Source organism: Variovorax sp. H27-G14, from assembly GCF_046156345.1.
Lineage (GTDB): Bacteria > Pseudomonadota > Gammaproteobacteria > Burkholderiales > Burkholderiaceae_C > Variovorax.
The window spans coordinates 67,734-84,448 of sequence record NZ_JAYLVN010000024.1 but is presented as its reverse complement, the minus strand read 5'-3'; the positions used below and the strand labels follow the sequence as shown (position 1 = coordinate 84,448).

Below are 16,715 nucleotides of genomic sequence, written 5' to 3'. Positions count from 1 at the left end.
TCGCCTTCGGCGTCCTGAGGTCGGGCAAGCCCTTCGACCCAAATCACGGCAAGAAGGCCCGCGCTTGATGGCCAACGCTTGACAAACATAACGGTGTCTTTATTTCGCTGCGCAAGGCACCCCATCGACGTGAGCGAGTTCAGAGCCGGGGTTGATCGCACGGATCAAACGCCGCGTCTCTCGGGCACAGGGCGTCGGGTGCTCCCCGCAGCGAAATAAAGGAGGAGGGCGAAGCCCGGGGGACATTCGCGGAGGGGAGTACCCGGCGGCCTTTGCACGCGCCCCGAACCGCACGCGCCCCGAACCGCAACCGAAATAACCCACAACTACAGGCCAACCTCCCGCAAGTAGTGCAAGAGCGCCTCGACTTCGGAGGACGCAACGATCGCCCTAACGTACCCATCCGGCCGCACCAGCACCCAGTCGCCGGGTGACAGCGCATAGGCGTCCTTGAAGTGACCGCCATCGTCCTGCAGGTCGCCGCGCGGACCCACCGTGTGGATGTGCAGCCCCGCGCGTGGCGGCAAACCGTGGCGCTCGGCTTCGTAACCCAGCAGCGTCCAATGCGTGCCCTTGAAAAGCTCGAAAAGCCGCGTGCCCTGGCCCGACGCGCCACGCACCGGCGCATCGGGCGCCCGGTCTCCCGCCAGCAAGCCGTCAGCACGTTGCGGCTGCATCAACGCGAGCGACGACCCGGGGTAACCCAGGTCCAGCTGATGCACTTCGCGACCCCGCCGCATGTCGCCCCGCTTCGCCGCATCGAGCAACTTCGTGGCCAGGCCCAGCATGTTCGCCGCGATGGGGCGACGCTCTTCTTCGTAACTGTCCAGCAATGCCTCGGGGGCGCCACCACGGGCCACCGCCGCCAGCTTCCAGCCCAGGTTGTAGGCGTCTTGCACGCTCGTGTTCAGCCCCTGGCCACCGGTCGGCGGATGCACATGCGCCGCGTCGCCCACCAGCAGGACGCGACCCACCTTGTAGCGGTCCGCCAGCCTCGCATTCATGTGAAAAGCCGAAGCCCACGACACCGATGCAATGCGAATGTCCGTGCGCCCGGTGCGCTCTGCCACCATAGCGCTCAGCCCCTCGGCAGACAGGTCGATGTCGCCCTCCGGCGGGACAGGTGCCTGCAGCTGGAACATGTCGGTTCCGGCAAGCGGGCACAGCGAAATTTGCGCGCCCATCTGGCCTTCGTTGAAACGGTGCCATGCCTCGCGGCCCAGGCCCGTCAGCACCACATCGGCCACCACGGCACGCACGCCCAGCGTCTTGCCCGGAAAGCCGATGTCCAGCGCATGCCGCACGAAGCTGCGGCCACCGTCGGCGCCGATCAGGTAGCGCACGCGCAGGGTTTGCTCACCTGTCGCGCCGACCAGCCGCGCGCTCACGCCGTCACCGTCTTGTTCGAACCCGATCAGCTCGCACCCGAAGTCAGGCTCGTGCCCCAGTTCGACCAGGCGCTCTCGCAGCACGCCCTCGGTCAGAAACTGCGGCACCATCAGCGCGAGGTGGTAGGGCTCGGCCGGCGTCGGCGCCTGGTGGTCGACCACCTCGGACACGGCATGCGTGCCATCGGCGCGGTGCTCCCACGAGGGCGGGTACATGCCGCCGGCCGCGACCATGCGGTCGAGCACGCCCAGATCCTCGAAGACTTCCTGCGTGCGCGGCTGAATGCCCTTGCCGCGCGAGCCGCTGAACGGGCCGGTCATCTTCTCGACCAGGCGAAACGAAACACCACGCCGCGCCAGCTCGATGGCAAGCGTGAGACCGGCCGCGCCAGCCCCGCAGATCAGAACGTCGGTGGAGAAACTCTGTGACATTGCGTGCTCCTTGTGTGTAATATGCACATAACAGGAGCGGATGCTATGTCATCGAATAAAAAAGTGCAAGATACACATATCTCGGCAAAAAAGTCGCCAAAAGGGAAGTCGAAAGGGACGTCGAAAGGGACGCAAAAAGGGACACCAAAAGCGTCATCGCAAACCTCGGAGCAGTTGCGCGCCTTGCACGGTGCAATGCTCAGCATCGTGAGCGCCATGAACCGGCCGCAGCGCGACGAGGCGATGGTCCGCGAAGCCGGTATTTCGCTCGACCGGGCGCTGTTTCCGCTGCTGGTGGGCATCGAGCGCGTGGGGCCGATCGGCGTGGTGGAGCTGGCCGATCGCGTGGGGCGCGACTACACCACCGTGAGCCGTCAGGTGGCCAAGCTCGAAGCGCTGGAGCTGGTGACGCGCCAGGAAGGCGCCAGGGACCGGCGCGTGCGCGAGGCGGTGGTCACGCCCAAGGGCAAGGCCATGACCGATGCGGTGGACATCGCGCGCGAGCGAATCGGGCGTGCCATCTTCGACACATGGGAGCAAAACGATGTCGACGACCTGGTGCGCCTCATGCAGAAATTTGCCGCGGACGTCGAGCGCGACGGGCTGGCGCGCTGAGCCGTTGGGCCCAACCGCCGGGGTCAGTTAGCGGGTCAGCCCTTCGTCAAGCGCCTGCGCGCCTTCACCGCCGAAGCCAGCTCTTCCAGCACCGGCACCGTCTGCGCAAAGCTGATGCACGCATCGGTGATCGACACCCCGTGCTTCAGCGCCACGCCAGGCGCCAGGTCTTGCCGCCCTTCCTCGAGGTGGCTCTCGATCATGAGGCCGGTGATGCGCCGCTCGCCGGCCGCGATCTGCGCCGCCACGTCTTGCGCGACCACGATCTGGCGCTGGTGCTGCTTGCTGCTGTTGCCGTGCGACACGTCGACCATCACCTGCGGGCGCAGGCCGTTCGCCAACAGCGCCTGGCAGCTGGCCTCCACGTCCGCAGCCGAATAGTTGGGCGCCTTGCCGCCGCGCAGGATCACATGGCAGTCGTCGTTGCCGCGCGTCTCGAAGATCGCGGCCATGCCCATCTTGGTCATGCCCATGAAGGCATGCGGCGCGCGCGCCGCGAGGATGGCGTCGGCCGCCACCTTCACGCTGCCGTCCGTGCCGTTCTTGAAGCCCACCGGGCAGCTCAGGCCCGACGCCAGTTGCCGATGGCTCTGGCTCTCGGTGGTGCGCGCGCCAATGGCGCCCCAGGCGATCAGGTCGGCAATGAACTGCGGGCTCAACAGGTCGAGAAACTCGGTGCCGGTCGGCAGGCCCAGCGTGGTCAGCTCCAGCAGCAGACGGCGCGCGCGCTCCAGGCCTTCGTTGATCGCGAAGCTGCCGTCCAGGTGCGGGTCGTTGATGTAGCCCTTCCAGCCGACGGTGGTGCGCGGCTTTTCGAAGTAGGCGCGCATCACGATGACCAGGTCGTCCTGCAGCGAGTCGGCCACCTTCTTCAGGCGCTGCGCGTATTCGATGGCCTGGTCGTGGTCGTGGATGGAGCAGGGGCCCACCACCACCACCAGCCGGTCGTCGCGGCCGTGCAGCACATCGGCAATGGCCGCGCGGGCGCCTTCGACCAGCGCCAGCGTGTTGTCGCGCACGGGCACGCGTTCCTGCAGCAGCGCAGGCGTCATGAGCGGGCGAACCGCGCCGATGCGCACGTCGTCGATGCGGGTGGTGTCGAGCGTGCTGTCGCGGGAGCCGATTTCGGCGTCGTGGAGGGGGTCGTCGAGGCGGGGCATGGTCGTGGTGGGTTTTCGAATGGGGGCGCGGTCGATTGTCGTCGCCACGGCAAGCAGGGCCAACACACCTGCCTGGGCCGCAAGGGCAGCCCTGAAAATCGCCGTCTCAGGCCAGTATCAGCCGCTCGCACGCCTTGCGCAGCGCGGGCAGCCCCGGCAGGTCGCGCGCCTTGGCGTCGGTGACCACCACGTCGATGTCGGCCATGCGCGCATAGGTCACGCGGCTGGCCTGGCCGATCTTCGCGTGGTCGGCCAGCAGCACCACTTGCTGCGCCTGCTCGGCCATGGCGCGTGCCACGGTGGCCTCGTGGTGCTCGAAGCTCATGGCGCCGTGCTTCGCATGCAGCCCCACGGGGGACAGCAGCGCCACGTCGGCGCGGTAGCGGTGAATGGCCTCGATGGCGGTGTCGCCGATGGTGGCCTGCGCCTTCACGTCGATCTGGCCGCCGAGCAGGATGGTCTGGTTCCCGGTGAGCCGGCCCTCGCCCGCGCCGGCGAGCTTGAGCGCGATGTTCAGCGAGTTGGTGATCACCGTCATGCCGCTGAGCGTGGCAATTTCTTCCGCGCAGATCGACATGGTGCTGCCCGCGTCCATGAAGATGGTCTGCCCGGGCCGCAGCAGCGCCACGGCGGCCTTGGCAATGGCGCGCTTCTCGCGCTGTCGCGCCACCAGCCGCACAGCCAGCGGCGGCTCTGGCTCGGCGCTGGTGGCAATGGCGCCGCCATGCACGCGGCGCAGTTCGCCCTGGCCTTCCAGTTCGAGCAGGTCGCGCCGCACGGTCTCGCGCGACACCTCGAGGTCTTGCACGATGCGCTCGACGCTCAGGCGCGAGAAGGTGGCGAGCAGGCTGCGGATGCGCAGGAATCGTTCTTCTTGGAGCATGAAGGATGCTGGCTTGGGAAAAAGAAAAAGAGGGCGGCGTCAGTGCGACGGCCGCCCCCGGGTCTGCAGATGAAAAGGCACACAGCAGGCGCGGAGACCGCGCCATTGTGCCGATTGCCGAGCGCCGATTGCCGAGCGTTTAAAGGTCGGCGCGGCCCATCGCCGGATCGCTCACCAAGTGCTTGCCGGTTTCCACGCGGCCCGCAAAGCGGCGGTAGTAGGTCGGGTCGGCGTCGCACGTCACTGCAAAGTCGTACCACTGGCCGCTGCCCGCGAGCGTCCACAGCTGCTCTGCCTTGGCGCCGCCATTGACGGTGGCACCCCATGGGCCGTCGTTGCGGTAGGCCTTGGCGCGCACCGTGAAGTTGCACGCGTTGGTGCCGCCGTTGAGCATCTCCAGGTAGACGTTGCCGTTGGCAATGTCGTAGCACACGCGCACCTCGGGGTTGGCCGCGTTGCTGGCGCGCAGCGTGTCCAGGTTGCCCTTGAAGTGGCGGTGAAAGCCGTTGGGGCCGAGCACCCACAGGTCGTACGAATTGCCCGCGGTGTCGGCCGTGCCGCCCCACACGTCGTCGAGCATCTTGCCGGGCTCCACCATGTAGCGGCGCGGCAGTTGGTCCAGGTGCAGCTTGTCGTACACATGGAACACTGCGGCGGCCTTGCCGGTGTTCGAGAAGATGAGCCGCATGGCGCCGTTGACCGCGTCTGCGCGTGCGCTCACGTGCAGCTCGTAGGGCAGCGCGCGCGAAGGGCGCGTGCCGGTGGCCTGCTTGGGCAGCGTGGCATTGGCCGGCGGCACGATCTGCGGGAGCGCTTCCTGTGCGGCGCGCAGGTTGATGGCATCGGTCTTGGTTCGCGTGCCGGCGAGCGTGGGCAGCACTTCGGTGTTGGGCGTTGCAAAGTTGAAGGCACTGGTCAGGTCGCCGCTCACCGCGCGGCGGAACGGCGAGATGTTCAGCTCCCTGACACCGAAGCGCGCCTCCAGAAAGCGCAGCACCGAGGTGTGGTCGAACACCTGCGAGTTGACCCAGCCGCCGCGGCTCCACGGCGAGATGACGTACATCGGCACGCGCGGGCCGGGCCCGTAAACACGCCCATCGACCGGCGGCGTGGTGCTGCCCACCAGCGGGTAGTTGTGGCGTTCGAAGGCCACGTCGGCGTCCGACAGCGTGGTCTTGCCCGCCATGGCGCTGTTCGGGTCGGTGGGGTTCAGGGGGGAGGGCGCCGAAGGCGAGGGCACGTGGTCGAAGAACCCGTCGTTCTCGTCGAAGTTCACGATGAGCACCGTCTTGCTCCACACCTCGGGCGAGGCGGTGAGCGCGTTCAGCACCTCCTGGATGTACCAGCCGCCCTGCACCGGGCTCGACGGGCCGGGGTGCTCGGAGTATTCGGCCGGCGCCACGATCCACGACACCTGGCGCAGCTTGCCGTTGAGCACGTCCTGCTTGAAGGTGCCGAGGAAGCCGCCGTCGGGCATGGTGTTGGCGACGCCCTTGTACAGCGGGTTGCCTGCGTCATCGCTGGCCGCGTCGTAGGCGGGCACCGTCACGCCTGCAGGCGGGCTGGCGTCGCCGTCGTAGCGCATGTCGTTCTTGCCCGAAAGCTTGTTCGCCACGCGGTACTGCTTGAAGCCGTGCAGAGGGTTGTCGGTGTAGTTGTCCGGCAGGTTCTGGTAGACGATCCAGCTGATCTTGGCTTCTTCCAGCCGCTCGGGGTAGGTCTTCCAGTTGCAGCCGTACTGGGTGGAATCGACATTGGGGTTTTTGATGGGATCCCAGGGCGCGCGCAGGTTTTCCCAGGTGTTGTCGATCGACGCGACGCCCGCCGTGCCGGTGCCGGTCTGGCCCGAGGGGCCGTTGGTGCCGGTCCAGTGGAACAGGCGGTTGGAGTTGGTGCCGGTGTGCATGCCGCAGTGGTAGCTGTCGCACACCGTGAAGGCGTTGGCCAGCGCGTATTGGAACGGGAGCTCCGCTTCCTGAAAGTAGCCCATCGACGCGGTGGTCTTGTAGCGCGGCCACTGGTACATGCGTCCGCCGTCCCAGGCGTTCTGCGCATCGCCCCAGCTGTGCGGCGTGCCGCTCACGCGCTGCGCGTTGCCCTTGCTCTGGTCGAGGTGGTAGGGCAGCACCGGCTTGCCGTTGGCATCGCTTTGCTGCCACACGTTGAGGCCGCGTGGCAGCGGAATGGTGAAGCGGTCGCCGAAGCCGCGCACGCCCATGAGCATGCCGAAGTAATGGTCGAACGACCGGTTCTCCTGCATCAGGATCACGACGTGCTCCACGTCCATGATCGTGCCCGTCTTGTTGTTGGCCGGAATGGCCAACGCGCGGCGAATGCTCGGCGGAAAGGCAGAGATGGCGAGCGCGGCGGCGCCCGTGGTGGCGGTGCCGGTGAGGAACTTGCGGCGCGAGTTCATGGGGAGTGTCTTGTCGGTCATGTCGTGGGGCCTCAGGGTGCGCAGCTTTTCACCGGCGCGGTGCCGGCGTCGGGTTGTTGGGGGGTGGTGGGGGTCGTCGGGGTGTTGGGCGTGGTGGGCAGGCCACCGACGACGCCACCACCGCCACCGCTGCCGCCGCCACAGGCGGACAGGGCGCAGGCCAGAACGAGCGCGCTCGCGAGGCGCGCGCAAAGAAGGGGATGAAACTGCATGGTTCGAAACCTCTGAAGTGGTTGTTGTGCGGTTGTGGGGGGAGTGCAGGGGAGGTGATCAGGGTGGGTTCAGCGTCGACAGCGGCTGGCCCGACTTGAAGATGCTGGCGAGCTCGTCGCTGGTGAGCGCGCGGTTCCAGATGGCGAATTCGTTGAAGTCCATCGCGCCGCGCGGCGAGGTCGATTCGCGCTGGTAATACAGGCCGGTGCCGTCCTCGTTCAGGCCCATGCCGGCGCCCAGGCCGCCGAGCTTGCCGACCAGCGCGCTCGTGATGGCGCTGCCGTTGGCCTGGATGCCCCTGACGGGGTCCATCACGTAGCCCTTCATGGTGAGCGCAGCCTTGTCGATCACCATCGCCACGTAGGCCCACTGGCCAGCGCTCAGGCTGTAGCCGTTGCTGTCGGCGCGCTCGTCGCCGGTGCCCACGTTGAAGCGGATCTCGCAGCTGTCGAACAGGCCGATGGCCAGGCCCGCGTTCTTGCCGGTGGTGTAGTTCTTGTTGCCGATCACCGTGCCGCCGTTGCTCACGCCCTGGCTGCAGGTGTTATCGGTGCGCAGCCAGAAGCCGATGGTGAACGCCGTGACCGCAGGGGCGGTCGTAACGTCGGTGCTCTGCAGCAGGCGGTAGCCGGCCTTGCCGCTGGCGTTTTTCAGGGTGCTGTCCACGCGCAGCGCCTTGGCCTTGTAGGGCGCCTTGAAGCCGTCGTCGACCACGGTGCCGCCGTTGGCGTCCGCCGCCCACGGTCCGAGCGTGGAGGCGTTCTTCGCATCGATGCCGGGCAGTGCGTCCAGCGGGTAGTAATTGACCAGTCCGTTCAACAGCGTGGGTGCCAGCGTTGCCGATGGCTCGGGCGGCAGCGGCTTTACATAGGCGATCTGCGCGGTGAGCGCCACGCTGGCCTCGCCGGCCACCACGGTGTACTGATAGGTGTAGATGCCGCTGCTCGCGGCGACGATGGGGTCGGTGTACGTGGTGGACGCAGCGGGCAGCGTGGCCACAGGCTTGCCGTCGCGCAGCACCTGTACCAGCGCGGTCGTGGCGCCCGTGAGCGTCCATGAGAGCTCGATGCTGCCCTTGTCCGCGCCCGTCTTGGCCGACAGGCCGCGCAGCGATGTGGCGGCCTGCAGGGCCTGGCCGTTGAAGCGGTAGTCGGCGGCCGCAGGGCTCACGCCCAGGTGGCGCAGCACGGTGGGTGCGATGTCGGTGGCGGCGGCAAGCTGCAGCAGCGTGGTGTCGGCGGGTGCGGCGGCGCCCGTGCCGGGCAGGCTCGCCAGCGCCTTGTTGCTTGCGATGAAGATGGTCTTGTTGTCGATCGACTGCACCCCGGTGGCGGCGCCGAAGGCATCCAGGCCGTGGCCCGTGGTGAGGATCACGAGCCAGTCTTCCTTGGCGTCGTTCGCGGTGCGCTGCGCAATGTGGGCCAGCAGCTGGCCGATGGCGGCGGAGGTGTCGGTCACCGCCTGCTGATAAGCGGCGCCTGACGCGCCTGACACGCCGGTAGTGGCGACCGCACCCGGTGCGCCGTACTGCGCCACGACCAGGTCGTCGCCCGCGTCGATGCGTTGCGCGGTGCGCTCGGTCACGCAACTGTCGGAGCCCGTGCAGTCGACTGCGGTGTCGACGCTGCCCGGCTCATTGCCCAGCAGCCAGGGGTAAAGCGCGTTGGCCGTGACGCTCGCGGTCTTGTAGTCCGCGCCAGGCTTCTGCTTGGCCATGGCAAAGATCGATGGCGCGAGCTTGGCGTCGATGCGCTGGTCGGCCGTGTCCCATCGCACGCCATGGCGTTGCACCCAGGTGCCGGTCAAGAGCGTGGCCCAGCCCGGCGCGTTGGTGAGCCGTTGTTCTGACAGCGTGCCGTTGGCGCCGCCGGTCCAAGCCGGTGCCAGCCGCAGCGACTGCAGCGCCGGGGCCCTTTTCTGTGCGATGGCATCGCTCAGCGCCGCGTGCGTGAGGCCGTCGACTTCCACCACCAGCGCCTTGGGGCCGCTCTTGCCTTGATTGACGGTGGGGGCCGTGCTGCCCCCGCCGCCGACGTTACCGCTCGCTGGTGTGCCGATGGGCAAGAAACCGGTCGGGGTGCCGTTGCCGCCACCGCCACCGCAAGCTGCAAGAAGCAGCACGGCGCACAAGCTCCCACCCGCCAGACCGCCGCGCGCGGTCGTTCCTCTGATCATGGTTTTTCCCGAAGAAGTTGAGTTGGTATTCGCTGGCGCTTTTGCATCGAATTGCATTTGCAACAAAACGCACAAATACTCTTAATGCCTCAGATGTTGCGTTCTTCAGGTGACAGCGGTTTGACAGGGCGCATGAAGTTCGGCGGGCATGAAAGGCAGCGCGCTGGCGCGGGCGTTACAGCGGATACAGCCGGGACGCCAAGCACGACCGGGTCGCTGGCCCGGCGCGTTGCGCGAACCTACGATTCACCCATCACAGCCATTCACCCGAAGAGAGAGAAGAACCCCATGACATCCCCTGTTCAGCGCCGCACCTTGCTGCTCGCCGCTTCCGTGTTGCCACTTGCCAGCGCGTGCTCCGCGTGGTCCCGCAACGGCGCGCAGTCGTCGGGCGAAGCGCAGTTGGCCGAACTCGAGCGCGCCTCGGGCGGCCGGCTCGGCGTGGTGGGTTTCCACACCGTCAGCGGCGCGCGCATTCAGCATCGCGCGCAGGAGCGCTTTCCGTTGTGCAGCACTTTCAAGCTGATGCTGGCCGCCACGGTGCTCGAACACAGCGCGAAGGACGCGAGCCTGCTGTCGCGGCAGGTGCGTTACGGCAAGGCCGACCTCGTCGCCTATTCACCGGTCACAGAGAAGCATGTGGACACGGGCATGCGCGTGGCCGACCTGTGCGCGGCCACGCTGCAGTACAGCGACAACACCGCGGCCAATGTGTTGCTGAAGTTGCTGGGCGGCCCGCCCGAGGTGACGGCGTTTTCGCGCCGCATCGGCGACCCGGCCTTCCGGCTCGACCGCATGGAACCCGAGCTCAACACCAGCATTCCCGGTGACCTGCGCGACACGACCACGCCGGCGGCGATGTCGGACAGCGTTCAGCGTTTGGTGTTGGGCGACGCATTGGGTGCCGCGCAGCGAGAACAGTTGAAGACCTGGCTGCTGGGCAACACGACCAGCGCGGAGCGTTTCCTGGCGGGCGTGCCTGCGGGTTGGAAGGTCGCCGACAAGACGGGAGCGGGTTCATACGGCAGCAACAACGACGTCGGTGTGCTCTGGCCGCTTGCCGGTGCGCCGCTGGTGCTGTCGGTGTACCTGACCTTTCCGCAGAAGGATGCGAAGACGCGGAACGACGTGGTTGCTTCGGCTGTGCGGATTGCCGTTGCTGCTTTGGCGGGATAGGCCGCTGGCTGCAACGGGATTTTCTGTTCAGGGCGTGTGCACAGGCCGCCGGGTGCTCCCCTCCGCGAATGTCCCCCGCTTCGCTCCTCCTTTATTTCGCTGCGGGGAGCACCCGACGCCCTGTGCACCAGGGACGCTCTGAGTGCTCGCCGCCCAACGACTGCTCTGAACATTGAACACGCTGTCGGTGTGCGGCTGATCAACCAGAGCTCTGATAACGCTCACGTCGACGGGGTGCTCCCCGCAGCGAAATAAAGGAGGAGGGGCGAAGCCCCGGGGGACATTCGCGGAGGGGAGCACCCCGTCGGCGTGAGCGCCGCCCCGAACAAGTCCCGTCAAACAGACAAAGGAAAAAATCAGCCCTGCTTGCGCATCGCAAAACAAGCACCCGCCACCAGAATGAACGCCCCGATGATGACCTTCTGCCACGTGCTGGGCACACCGGCCAGAATCAGCACGTTGTTGATCAGCGTGACCAACACCACGCCCAACAGCGTGCCGCCCACGGTCCCGCTGCCACCGGTGATGCGCGCACCACCCAGGATCACAGCCGCAATCACGTCCAGCTCATTGCCCACCAAGTCGAACGGGTTCGCCAGCCGCGTGCTCGACACATGCACGATGCCCGCCAACCCCGACAGAAACCCCGCATACGCGAACACGAAGATGTGTACCGTTCGCAGGTTGTAGCCCAGCCGCTCCGCAATCGTCAGGCTGCCGCCAATCGCGTACACCGCACGGCCGATGAGCGTGCGGTTCAGCAACCACCACGTCAGCACCGCCGCACCCGCCAGCACCAGCACCGTGGCGGGCAACACCACATGCAGACCCTGCGGCGTGTCGAAGCGCCACAGCGCGAGCTTGCCGAAGGCATCCATCGGCGCCGGCACGTTCATGAAGAACACCGTGCCCACAAAAGTCAGCAGAATGCCGCGGTACAGGTACTGCGTGCCGATGGTCACGATCAGCGAAGGCGCCTTCAGCCAGTGCACCAGCAACCCGTTGAGCACGCCCAACACTGCACCACTGGCCGCGCCGGCCACCAGCAACACCGCAATGTGCGTGTCGGGAAAGTAGTTCAACACCAGCTTGGTGATGCTGTACATCGTCAACGCCGCAATGGCCGCGAACGACACGTCGATGCCGCCCGCCGCCAGCACGATCAGCACGCCCAGCGCAAACAGGCCCACCACCGTGCAGGCACGCACGATGTCGAACAGCACCGGCAGCTGAAAGAAGCTCGGGTTGATCGCGCCGACCACCAGGCACACCAGCACGATCAGCGCCAGCGTGAAGACCGAGGGACGCTGCCCGAGCCAATGGCGCCAAGCTTGCCAGCGAGCCGGTGCCCTGGGGGCCTCCGGTGCCACGGAAGAGGGCGCTGTCGGGGATTGCGCTTGCATGGTGGATGCCGTCATGAGAATGCAGGGGAGGGTGTGTCGGAAACCAGCGCGTGGTAGAGCTCGCTCTCGGCCAGGCCCTGCGCATCGAAGTCGTTGGCAATGCGGCCCTTGCGCATCAGCAAGATGCGGTCGCAGTTCTGCAGCAGCTCCTGCAGATCGTCGCTCACCAGGATCACGCCCAGCCCTTGCTCGGCCAGCCGCTGCACGATGCGGTAGATGGTGTCCTTCGAGCCCACGTCCACGCCCACCGTGGGGCCGTGCAGTATCAGCACGCGCGGGTCGATGGCCAGCCAGCGGCCGATGAGCACGCGCTGCTGGTTGCCGCCCGACAGCGACTGCACCGGGCGGTCGACGTCCGGCGTGGCGATCTGCAGGTCGCGCACGGTGCGCTCGGCCAAAGCCTGGCACTGCTTGGCGTCCAGCGCGCCAAAGCGCCCGCGCAAGCGGTCGAGCACGGCCGTCACGATGTTGTCGCGAATCGGTTTGTCGAGGAACAGGCCTTCGCTCAGGCGGTCTTCCGGCACATAGCCGATGCCCTGGCGAATGCCGTCGGTCGGTGTCTTCAGCGTGATCTGCTTGCCGTCGAGCACCAGGCGCCCGCGGTCTGCGGCCTGCACGCCGGCCAGGGCCAGCGCTAGCTCGTTGCGGCCGGAGTCGAGCAGGCCGGTGATGCCCAGAATCTCGCCCTTGTGCAGCGTGAAGCTCACGTCGCTGAACTGGGCGCCGCGGCCCAGCGTCTCGACCTGCAGCAGCGCGTCGCCGCCGTGCGTCTGGTGGCGGTAGCGCGCGCCGTCGAGCTGCTTGCCGGTCATCCAGTGCGCCAGCTCGGCCTTGGTGAAATCGCGGATCGGGCCCTGGGCCACCTTGGTGCCGTCGCGGAACACGATGGCCTGGCCGCCCATGGCAATGCATTCGTCCAGCTTGTGGCTCACGAACAGCACCGCCACGCCTTGCGCGCGCAGCGCTTCCACCACGTGCACGAGGTTGTCGACTTCCTTCTGCGTGAGCGAGGTGGTGGGCTCGTCCATGATGACCATGCGCGCCCGCGTGGCCACTGCGCGTGCAATGGCCACCAGTTGCCGCGTGGCAATGGGCAGCTCGTCGACACGCCGCGCAAGAAACGCGGCGTCGGTCGGCAGCTTCACCGTTTGCAGTGCGCGCATCGCCGTGGCGGCCACGGCCTTGCGGTCGAAACGCCGCGCCAGCTTGCCGCCGGTTTCGACCAGCTGTTCGCTGAGCGCGACGTTCTCGGCCACGCTCATGTTGGGCAGCAAGGACAGGTCCTGATAGACCGTCTCGATGCCCAGCGTGAGCGCCTGCAGCGGTGACAGCGATTCGTGCGGGCGCCCGTCGATCACGATGCGCCCCTGGCTCGGGGGCTGCGCGCCCGAGATGATCTTGATGAGCGTGCTCTTGCCGCAGCCGTTCTCGCCCAGCAGGTGATAGATCTCGCCGGCTTCGATCGTCAGGTCGATGCCGCGCAGCGCGTGCACGCCCGCAAAGCGCTTGTGCACGTCCTGCACTTCGAGGAAGACACGGCGCCCGGCCGGGGCAGCCGGCGCTTGCGTGGAGGGCGCGAGAGGCGCGAGAGGCGCGAGAGGCGCGGAAGATGTCATACGCTCAAGGTGTCCGCAAGATCAGAAGGCGTACTTCTTGTAGTTCTGCTTGTCGACCTCGACCCAGGCCTGGCCCGTGACGATGATGCCGACGCCCGGGCCCTTCTTCACCGAGACCTTGTTGTAGCCCTGCACGCCCATGTCGGTGCCTTCGGTGATGGTCTTGCCGTCGAGCAGCATCTTGGCCGCCTTGTTCATGACGATGCCCGCGTCCTTCGGGTCCCAGAAGGCGATGCCGCCCACCGCGCCCGACTCCAGGAACTTGGCCGCCTCGCTCGGCAGGCCGGTGCCGTACACGCAGATCTTGCCCTGCAGGCCGGCTTCTTCCACCGCGCGGCCGATGCCCAGCACGTCCAGCGACGACGAACCCTGAAAGCCCTTCAGGTCGGGGTGCTTGCGCAGCATTTCCTTGGCCTTGCCGTAGGCCTTCTCGGCGTCGTTGAGCGACTCGTTCTTGGCGTCGACCAGCTGCATCTTGGGGTACTTCTTGGCGTTGGCGGCGCCGCCGTCGGCCCACTGCACCTGCGACTGGCTGCCCAGCGAACCCACCAGCGAGGTCCACTTGCCCTGCTGGCCCATGCAGGCGGACAGGCGCTCGTTGATGCGCGCGCCGTAGGCCGTGTTGTCGAAGGCCTCGATGTCGACCATGGTGTTCTTCTGGTTGTCGGCCTCGTGCGTCACCACCTTGATGCCGCGCTCCATGGCGCGCTTGAGCACCGGCTCCAGCGTGGGCGGGTCCATCGACACCACGGCGATGGCGTCGACCTTCTTGGCCACCAGGTCTTCGACCAGGCGCTGCTGCTGCGCGGCGTCCGACTGGGCCGGGCCGATCTGGCGCGTGGCCACGCCCGGCGTGGTGGCGCCGAACTCCTTCACGCCCACTTCCATGCGGTTGAACCAGCTGATGCCGGTGATCTTCACCACGGTGACGATGTCTTGCGGCTTGCCTTGCGCATGCAGCGCCGAGGCAAAAGCCACGGTGCCCAGGGCCAGTACGGTGCAGGCGATCTTTGTTTTCTTCAGCATGTTGTGTCTCCTAGCCCTCGGTGGTTCTTTGTTGCGCTGCGCCAGGAGGGGGCTGGTGCGGCGGTGCGCTGGTGCGCGAAACGGAAATGAAGCTGCGCAGGTCGCTCAAACTGAACCGTGCCGATGCCAGAAAGAACAGCAGCAGCAGGCCCCAGGCGCAGTCGCGAAAGAAGTTGGAAATGCCCAGCAGGTTGAACGTGCTGGAAAGCAGCTGCAGCGCCACGGCCGAGAAAAACAGGCACACCATGCGCCCGTAGCCGCCCTGCGGCCGCACGCCGGCCATCACGGTGATGAGGATGGCAATCAGCAGGTAGGAGTTGCCGTAGTCCGACTTCACGCTGGCCGTGCGGCTCGCGATGATCACGCCCGCCACCGCCGCCAGCACGCCGCACAGCGCGTAGGTGGCAATCAGCATGCGGCTCTGCGAAATGCCCGCGTAGCGCGCCGCCTTGGCGTTGGTGCCCAGCAAGAAAAGGCGAATGCCGAACGGGCTCTGCTTCAGCAGCCAGCCCACGGCAAGCAGCATCACCACGAAGATGACGAACGGAATCGGCACGCCCAGCACCATCTCGTTGCCGATGGCCGAGAGCGCCTCCGCATTGCCCACGCGCAGGCTGGAGCCGCCGGTGAGCACCACGGCAAAGCCGGTGTAGAGCAGTTGCGTGCCCAGCGTGCAAAGAATGGGCGTGAGCCCGGCGCGCGCTATCAGCAAGCCGTTGAGCAGCCCACCCACCAGCCCCACCGCCAGCGCAATGACCACGAACCATGCCGTGTAGATCCAGGGCGAGGCATCGGGCGCGGCCAGCATCGGCGCCACCGTGGCGGCGACCACGCCGGCCAGGTTGGCCAGCGCCACGCCCGACAGGTCGATGCCGCCGTTGCCCGAAATCATCGACAGCGCCACGCCCATGGCCAGCAGGCCAAGCTCGGGCAGCTGGCCGCCCATCGACTGGAAGTTGTAGACGTCGAGAAAGTCGCCCCTGGAAAGCACGGTTGCGACCACGAGGATCACCACGTTGATGGCAACCAGAAAGTTGAGTTCGCGGTCTGAAAACCTGGAGGTCATGGCGGCGTCTTTCAGTGAACCTGGCGCTTCAGCAGCGCATCGACCTCGGCGCGCGTGGGCATCGAGGGCGCGGTGCCGGCCCGCGTGACCGAGATGGCCGCCACCGCCGAGCCGAAGCGCGCGGCCTCCAGCGGCGAGGCGCCTTCGGCCAGTGCCGCCGCAAAGCCGCCGTTGAAGGCATCGCCCGCGCCGGCCGTTTCCTTCACCGCGCCGGCGTTGAACACGGGCAGGTGCACCGAGGCGCTGGCGCTGTGCAGCAGCGCGCCCTTGTCGCCCAGCGTGATGAGCGCACAGCCGACGCCCTTGGACAGAAAGAAGTCGCCGGCGCGGCGTGCGTCGTCGAGGGTTTCCACGGCGATGCCGCTCAGTGCCGCGGCTTCATGTTCGTTGGGCGTGATGTAGTCGCACAGCGGGTACAGCGCGTCGTCGAAGGGCAATGCCGGGGCGGGGTTGAACACGGTCACGGTGCCGGCGGCGCGCGCAATCTCAAGGCCGCGGCGCGCTGCATCGGCTGGTTGTTCGAGCTGGGTGACGAACACGCGTGCGCCGCGGATGGCATCGGCGGCATCGTCGACGTCGGTGGCATCGATGAGCGCGGCGGCGCCGGGCACGACGATGATGGCGTTGGCGCCGGTGACTTCATGCACGTAGATGAAGGCGGCGCCGGTGGGTTGTGTGGTCACTTGCGGGGCGCGCGGCGTGATGCCTTCCTGGGCCCACAGTGCGAGTGCGTTGGCGCCGAAGGCGTCCTGTCCGAGCTTGGAGATGAACGTCACCCCGGCACCAGCGCGTGCTGCGGCCACCGCCTGGTTGGACCCCTTGCCACCGGGGCCCATCGCAAAGCCGGAGCCGGCGATGGTCTGGCCTACGCCGGGGAGGCTGGCGGCTCTGAATGCAAGGTCGGCTACGAAGATGCCCAGGACTGCTACGCCTTGTTGGTTCTGTGAGAAATGCATGTCAGGTTTCCAGGGCGCTTTGCGTGTTTGGGTGCTGTTGTTTGGGGCGCTGTTGTTCAGGGCGCGTGCACAGGCCGCCGGGTGCTCCCCTCCGCGAATGTCCCCCGGCTTCGCCTCCTCCTTTATTTCGCTGCGGGGAGCACCCGACGCCCTGTGCACCTGGACACGC

At 67.1% G+C, this 16,715-nt stretch carries 13 protein-coding genes; 2 read left to right on the top strand and 11 right to left on the bottom strand.

What is annotated here, in order from left to right; translation table 11 throughout:
- Positions 1-326: 326 nt before the first annotated feature.
- Complete coding sequence (locus VLK31_RS32405; RefSeq protein WP_409172601.1) at positions 327-1,820, bottom strand: FAD-dependent oxidoreductase; 1,494 nt, start codon at positions 1,818-1,820, stop codon at positions 327-329.
- 195 nt (positions 1,821-2,015) lie between these two features.
- On the opposite strand from VLK31_RS32405, the gene VLK31_RS32400 reads away from it, so the two are divergent.
- Positions 2,016-2,435 carry a MarR family winged helix-turn-helix transcriptional regulator gene (locus VLK31_RS32400; protein ID WP_409172600.1) on the top strand — a complete coding sequence of 140 codons (420 nt, stop codon included), beginning with the start codon at positions 2,016-2,018 and terminating at the stop codon, positions 2,433-2,435.
- 35 nt (positions 2,436-2,470) lie between these two features.
- Here the strand turns inward: VLK31_RS32400 and VLK31_RS32395 are convergent, their stop codons facing one another.
- The 5 genes from VLK31_RS32395 to VLK31_RS32375 form a co-directional block, all read right to left on the bottom strand.
- On the bottom strand, positions 2,471-3,595 hold the full coding sequence (locus tag VLK31_RS32395) for a 3-deoxy-7-phosphoheptulonate synthase (protein WP_409172599.1): 1,125 nt from the start codon (positions 3,593-3,595) through the stop codon (positions 2,471-2,473).
- A 106-nt stretch (positions 3,596-3,701) separates the two neighbouring features.
- Positions 3,702-4,478 carry a DeoR/GlpR family DNA-binding transcription regulator gene (locus tag VLK31_RS32390; RefSeq protein WP_409172598.1) on the bottom strand — a complete coding sequence of 259 codons (777 nt, stop codon included), beginning with the start codon at positions 4,476-4,478 and terminating at the stop codon, positions 3,702-3,704.
- A gap of 139 nt (positions 4,479-4,617) precedes the next feature.
- Entirely contained in the window at positions 4,618-6,894 is a 2,277-nt protein-coding gene (locus VLK31_RS32385; RefSeq protein WP_409172603.1) for a phosphocholine-specific phospholipase C, read from the bottom strand.
- A 32-nt stretch (positions 6,895-6,926) separates the two neighbouring features.
- Complete coding sequence (locus VLK31_RS32380) at positions 6,927-7,127, bottom strand: hypothetical protein (RefSeq protein WP_409172597.1); 201 nt, start codon at positions 7,125-7,127, stop codon at positions 6,927-6,929.
- A gap of 58 nt (positions 7,128-7,185) precedes the next feature.
- On the bottom strand, positions 7,186-9,303 hold the full coding sequence (locus VLK31_RS32375) for a LamG-like jellyroll fold domain-containing protein (RefSeq protein ID WP_409172596.1): 2,118 nt from the start codon (positions 9,301-9,303) through the stop codon (positions 7,186-7,188).
- 288 nt (positions 9,304-9,591) lie between these two features.
- On the opposite strand from VLK31_RS32375, the gene bla reads away from it, so the two are divergent.
- Positions 9,592-10,479: a class A beta-lactamase gene (gene bla, locus VLK31_RS32370; protein ID WP_409172595.1), complete on the top strand. Its 888-nt coding sequence runs from the start codon at positions 9,592-9,594 to the stop codon at positions 10,477-10,479.
- A 356-nt stretch (positions 10,480-10,835) separates the two neighbouring features.
- Here bla and VLK31_RS32365 read toward each other — a convergent pair whose 3' ends face one another.
- The 5 genes from VLK31_RS32365 to VLK31_RS32345 are packed head-to-tail and all read right to left on the bottom strand — an operon-like array spanning position 10,836 to position 16,546.
- Positions 10,836-11,897: an ABC transporter permease gene (locus tag VLK31_RS32365; RefSeq protein ID WP_409172594.1), complete on the bottom strand. Its 1,062-nt coding sequence runs from the start codon at positions 11,895-11,897 to the stop codon at positions 10,836-10,838.
- Positions 11,894-13,498 (bottom strand): sugar ABC transporter ATP-binding protein, encoded by a 1,605-nt coding sequence (locus VLK31_RS32360; protein ID WP_409172593.1) that lies wholly within the window; start codon positions 13,496-13,498, stop codon positions 11,894-11,896. The genes VLK31_RS32365 and VLK31_RS32360 overlap by 4 nt, the downstream gene beginning before the upstream one ends.
- A 21-nt stretch (positions 13,499-13,519) precedes the next feature.
- Positions 13,520-14,524: a substrate-binding domain-containing protein gene (locus tag VLK31_RS32355; protein WP_409172592.1), complete on the bottom strand. Its 1,005-nt coding sequence runs from the start codon at positions 14,522-14,524 to the stop codon at positions 13,520-13,522.
- A gap of 10 nt (positions 14,525-14,534) precedes the next feature.
- Positions 14,535-15,590 carry an ABC transporter permease gene (locus VLK31_RS32350; RefSeq protein WP_409172591.1) on the bottom strand — a complete coding sequence of 352 codons (1,056 nt, stop codon included), beginning with the start codon at positions 15,588-15,590 and terminating at the stop codon, positions 14,535-14,537.
- An 11-nt stretch (positions 15,591-15,601) separates the two neighbouring features.
- Positions 15,602-16,546, bottom strand: coding sequence for a ribokinase (locus VLK31_RS32345; RefSeq protein ID WP_409172590.1), 945 nt, complete (start codon positions 16,544-16,546; stop codon positions 15,602-15,604).
- Between the last annotated feature and the right edge of the window lie 169 nt (positions 16,547-16,715).